A 5,176-nucleotide genomic window follows, 5' to 3' on the forward strand; every position below is an offset into this window, starting at 1 on the left:
AAGTTAAACTACGCCTATTCTGTCTGGAATATTTCTGCCGATTTTACTAAATTTAATCGTAAATTATGCTAATAAAGCATAGAAGTTTATTATCAAGCCTGCAAAAAGTGCACGAATTTAGTTATAATAACTCTCAAAATTTAAGCAAAGGACAAGCTTTGAATCAGATCGTTAAAACTCCACAAGACGTCGTCGCCTTACTCATGGAAAAAAGGAAAGAATTTAACGATCCCAAAGAATTTATCGTGTCGTTTGGCAAAGACGAACTAGGCGAGTTTGAGAAGCTAAACGGCGATATGGATATGAAGGTCGGCGACTTGCTTAGTATGAGTCAAAGCGTGGGAAGCTCGGTCGGCGAGTCGCTAAAGTCGGTCAAAAAATACTCCGCCGAGCTTATAAAAGCAAGCGATAAGATGAAGGAGAGCGGACTGGGGGCGAAATTTATAAATTTCTTACTCGGTAAAGACCTGGCTGCCGAACTTGCTAGCAAATATCAAAGCGTGTCAAGCTTATTTGAAGAAATCACGGCAAATTTAAAGCACTCCATAAATGTTTTAGAAGCTAGAAACGCCGAAATCTCCGAGAAGCAAAAGGAACTTTCACTCATCATAGAAAGTCTAAAAGGCAAGATAGAAATTTTAAGTAAAACAGACGAGCTCATCGAAAATTTAGCGGCAAATCAAACGGACGAAGAGCAGAAAAAATTCCTCCTCGAAGAGGCGCTATTTTACATCCGTATGCATCTGCAAAATTTACGTCAAGTGCTAGTCGTGATGCAGCAAAGCCTCGCAAACTACGCTACTATCAAGCACAATAACTCGCTTTTGAGTTTTGCCACGCAAAACACGATCACAACGAGCATCACGGCGCTAAAAACCAACGTCTATATCGCAAGTGTAGCGCAAGAAGGCAAGAAGCAGCTAAAAGCGGTTTCTGAGATGGACAAGCTAGCTAGCGACGTCATCCTAAAAAATGCGCAGGACGTAAACGACACGGCAACGGACGTGATGGCAAAGGTCACAGGAGGCGCGCTAGATAACCAAAACCTTGAAAAAGCGATAAATTTGATGATAGATTCGCTAGATAAGATAGAAAATTTCAAAAATGAGGCGTTGCCGAAAATGAAAGAAAATATCGCTAAAATATCGCAGATGAGTAAGACGCTGGAAAGCAAGGTAAATAAGCTCGAAAAGATCGAGCAAAGCGACGTGTATAGCATAGAGTAGAGCGGAGCAAAGGTCAAATTTGACCTCGCAAGCGGCAAATTTAAAAACAAAAGGTAAAAGATGGATCAAATTTTAGAGCTTCTTGGCAACAATCTCATATTTTCCGTTCCGCTGGTTATCGTTGTAGTTTTTGCCTTGCTTGAGGTTATTTTGATGATCACCGGATTTTCGGTGCTTGAGCCGATAAACGGGCTATTTGACGGAGCGGATGGTATAGATGCGCCCGGCGCCGAGCTGTTAGCTTGGGCAAATAAAGGCGGCGTGCCGAGCACTGTTTTTTACGGGATTTTGCTTATGAGCTTCGGAGCGTGCGGGCTTTTTATCGTTAGCGTTTTTTATGGATTTGCGGCGCCTTCGTGGTATATGAGCGCGGTTATTGCCGCGGTTTCGTTTTTTATCGCTTTGACATGGACTAGATGGGTTAGTCTGCTCGCGGCAAAATACCTGCCTCAAGTTCAAAGCGCTGCGTTTAGCAAAAAGGAGCTTCTTGGGTGCGAATGCGAAGTAAAGGACTATAAAATAACCAAAGAGCAAGGCGGCGACGTTAAGGTTGCGGATAAAAACGGAAAAGAACGTTTCGTTTTTGCAAGGGCTGCCGATGAAAAAGAGCTTGTAAAAGGCGATATCGCGCTCATCGTTAGAGTCGAGAAAAATAACTTTTACATCAAGAAAAAACAGTAAATTTAATTAAAGGAGAATAGTATGAACATTGACGCAATGACTTCTATGGCCGTATTTGCCGGCATAGGACTCTTTTCTATCATTATCTTAGGTATCGTTTTTTCGAGGCTTTACCGAAAAACGACAAAGGAGCTTACGTTCGTGCGAACGGGTTTTGGCGGCGAGAAGGTCGTCGTGGACGGCGGCGCGCTAATACTGCCGATACTGCATGATTATATCGACATAAATATGCAGTCGATGAAGGTCACGGTAGCTCGCTCTAAAAGCGATAGCTTCATAACCAAAGATAGAATGCGCGTGGATATCACGGCTGATTTTTACATCAGAGTGGGCGAGGATAGAGAGTCTATCTCTCGCGCGGCACAGACGTTAGGTAAAAAAACGATTGATCTACGCGAGCTAACCGGTCTTATCGAAGGTAAGCTAATCGCCACGCTTCGTTCGGTAGCAAGCTCGATGGAGATGAAGGAACTACACGAGAAAAGGGATGAATTTAGTTCGCAGGTAAAAAACGCTATCGAAGCCGATCTATCTAAAAACGGCCTTCAGCTAGAGTCTGTCTCTCTCACGTCGCTAGATCAAACGGCTAAAGAGTTTTTTAACGAAAACAACGCTTTTGACGCAGAAGGTTTAACAAGCCTAACCCAAACTATCGAAGAGCGCAAAAAGCTACGAAACGATATCGAACGCTCTACCGAGGTGCAAATCGCGCAAAAAAACTACGAAACGCAGTCGGAGAAATTTGAAATCCAAAGAAAACAAGCCGAGGCTGAAGCAACGCAACAAACCAAGATAGCAAATTTTCAAGCAGAACAAGAAGCGCTAAGGGCAAAAGAGGCCGAAAGTAGGCGAAAAGAGGCCGAAGAAGCCAAGATCGTCGCAAACAAAGCTATCGAAGAGGCGCAGATAAACAAAGCGCGCGCTATCGAAACCGTCGAGATAGAAAAGGCTAGAGCTATCAGGGAAGCCGAGATCAACAAAGAAAAAGCCGTCGAGCTCGCAAATCAGAGCAAAAACATAGAAATCGCCAAAAAAGTCGAGGAAGAGGCCGCCGCTAAAACGCTAGCCAACGAGAAAAAGGCGCTAGAAGCCGCATCTTTTGAAAAGATCAAAACATCGTCCGAGACTGAGCAGGCCGAGCGCGCTAAAAAGCTAGCGCTAATCGAAGCGCAAAAAGAGGCCGAGCAACTCTCTATCGAAAAAACGGTTGCCGCAAAAGCTGAAAAAGAAGCCGAAGAAAATCTAGCCGAAGCCGCTAAAATCAAAGCAATGGGTGCAAGCGAAGCGCTAAAAATCAAGGCCACCGCAGAAGCTGAAGCTATAAAGATAACGGCTGAAGCCAACAGGCTAAACTACGAAGTCGAAGCTAAAGGTAAAACAGAGATAAATAACGCTGAAAATATCGTCTCAGCGGCGATTTTGGAAAATAGATTTAAGCTTGCTTTGATAGAGTTTATGCCGCAAATCATCGCCCAGGTCGTAAAACCGGCGGAGAAAATCGACTCTATAAAAATCGTGCAAATGGCAGGCATAGGTGGTGCAAATCAGGGCGGGGCTGGTTCAAATGCTAACGGCGGAGTTAGTAACGCGGGCGCGTCTCTCTCCGATCAAATCGTAAACGCGTCTTTAAACTATAAAGTAAACGCGCCTATAATAGACGATCTAATGAAACAAGTGGGTATCGATCTAAACGGCGGGATACAAAATATCGCCTCGCCCCTGCTAGACGGTTGCGAAAAAGCTAAAGACGCGTCAAATTTTAGCGCAAAAGAGACTGAGAAATTTAATGCTGCAAGCGAACAAAAAGACGGCAAGAAAAAGTAAATCTAGCCTAAAATTTGATTAAAGTTGTGTAAGGGGGCGGCACGCTAGCGCGGTAAAGCCAGCTAAATTTGGCCGTCCTTTTTTACAATCAAAACAATAGCTGTTTTTTGTGGTTGTTTTTGGCATATTTTGAGCTGTCTACACGGCTGTAAATTTAACATCTGCAAATTTTAAACACGTTTAATATTTATGTAAATTTAACTGCTTAAGCTAAATTTTATATTCCCTTTCAAATTTGATTAAATCGCAAGTAAATTTTATTAATTTTTTATTTTAACATCAGTAAAATAACGCCTAAGAAATCGGGTCGATTTTACCTTTTCAAAGGACACTTCATGAATTTTTCAAATTCAAAATGGTTTATCGTTTCAGGTGCAGCGCTCGGCGCTCTAGGCGCGCTGCTCGTGTATTTTGGCAACCCCGGCAACATGGGCGTTTGCGCGGCTTGCTTTTTGCGCGATACGGTAGGGGCGCTGGGCTTTCACCGCGCAGGAGTCGTGCAGTACGTGCGCCCGGAGATCATCGGTCTCATTTTGGGCGGCTTTTTGGCTAGCGTGTTTTGGACGAAGGAGTTTAGCGCAACTACGGGCTCGTCGCCTTTCGTGCGCTTTTTTCTCGGATTTTTCGCGATGATCGGCTGCCTCGTGTTTTTGGGCTGCCCGTGGAGGGCGTTTTTGCGTCTTGGCGGCGGCGATATGACGGCGATTGCGGGAGTCGTCGGTATTTTTGCGGGCGTGTGCGCGGGCGTATTTTTTAAAAAGCTCGGCTACGGCCTCACGCACGAGACTAAAACTCAGGCCGCGATAGGCGTTTTGCCGACGGTTATGGGTATTTTGTTGCTTGCGGCGCTTGCGTTTGGACTAAAGCTTGGCGAAAACGGCGCGCTTTTTAGCTCCGCAAAGGGCCCTGGCTCCATGCACGCTCCGATCCTGATCTCGCTTGGTTTTAGCGTCGTCGTGGGCGCACTAATGCACAAAAGCAAATTTTGTAGCGTAGGGGCGTTTGGTAGGCTTTTTAAAGGTGACTTCTCGATGTTTACGGGGATCATCAGTATCGTTGTTTTTGCCAGCATCGTAAATTTAGCGCTTGGGCAGTATAAATTCGGCTTTGAAGGCCAGCCTATCGCGCACAACGACGTGCTTTGGAACTTCCTTAGCATGACGCTAGCAGGGCTTTGCTTTAGCCTTAGCGAAGGCTGCCCGGGCAAGCATCTCGTGCAAATGGGTACCGGCAATCTAAGCTCGGTAATCTTTGTCATCGGTATGGCGGCTGGTGCGGCCGTAGCGCATAACTTCTTGCTTGCCAGCTCGCCAAGCGCCGTAACGGCGGCGGCTCCGTGGGCGGTGGCGATAGGGTTTGTTTTTGCGGTTTATGTGGGATTTTTCCACAAAAAAGCCGCTTGATTCCCCATAAACGACGGATTTCAAGCTTTAAAATTTTAAACC

4 protein-coding genes are annotated in these 5,176 nt (G+C 45.3%); all 4 read left to right on the forward strand.

The genetic code is table 11. The features are described from left to right. Positions 1–158 precede the first annotated feature (158 nt). Positions 159–1,226, forward strand: coding sequence for a toxic anion resistance protein (locus H740_RS01035; RefSeq protein WP_002950447.1), 1,068 nt, complete (start codon positions 159–161; stop codon positions 1,224–1,226). A gap of 60 nt (positions 1,227–1,286) precedes the next feature. Then, the gene (locus H740_RS01040) at positions 1,287–1,907 is read left to right on the forward strand and encodes an OB-fold-containig protein (protein ID WP_002950452.1); all 621 of its coding nucleotides are present in this window, start codon (positions 1,287–1,289) and stop codon (positions 1,905–1,907) included. A gap of 21 nt (positions 1,908–1,928) precedes the next feature. Next, positions 1,929–3,731, forward strand: a complete 1,803-nt coding sequence (locus H740_RS01045; RefSeq protein ID WP_002950453.1) for a flotillin family protein — start codon at positions 1,929–1,931, stop codon at positions 3,729–3,731. Between the two features lie 335 nt (positions 3,732–4,066). Beyond that, positions 4,067–5,134, forward strand: a complete 1,068-nt coding sequence (yedE, locus tag H740_RS01050) for a YedE family putative selenium transporter (protein ID WP_002950454.1) — start codon at positions 4,067–4,069, stop codon at positions 5,132–5,134. Positions 5,135–5,176 lie beyond the last annotated feature (42 nt).

It is taken from the genome of Campylobacter showae CC57C (genome assembly GCF_000344295.2).
Classification (GTDB): Bacteria; Campylobacterota; Campylobacteria; order Campylobacterales; family Campylobacteraceae; genus Campylobacter_A; species Campylobacter_A showae_B.

Bases quoted from the DNA above. Each gene is read 5' to 3' on its own strand.
- H740_RS01040 (WP_002950452.1), top strand. From the start codon at position 1,287: ATGGATCAAATTTTAGAGCTTCTTGGCAACAATCTCATATTTTCCGTT.
- H740_RS01045 (WP_002950453.1), top strand. From the start codon at position 1,929: ATGAACATTGACGCAATGACTTCTATGGCCGTATTTGCCGGCATAGGA.
- yedE (WP_002950454.1), top strand. From the start codon at position 4,067: ATGAATTTTTCAAATTCAAAATGGTTTATCGTTTCAGGTGCAGCGCTC.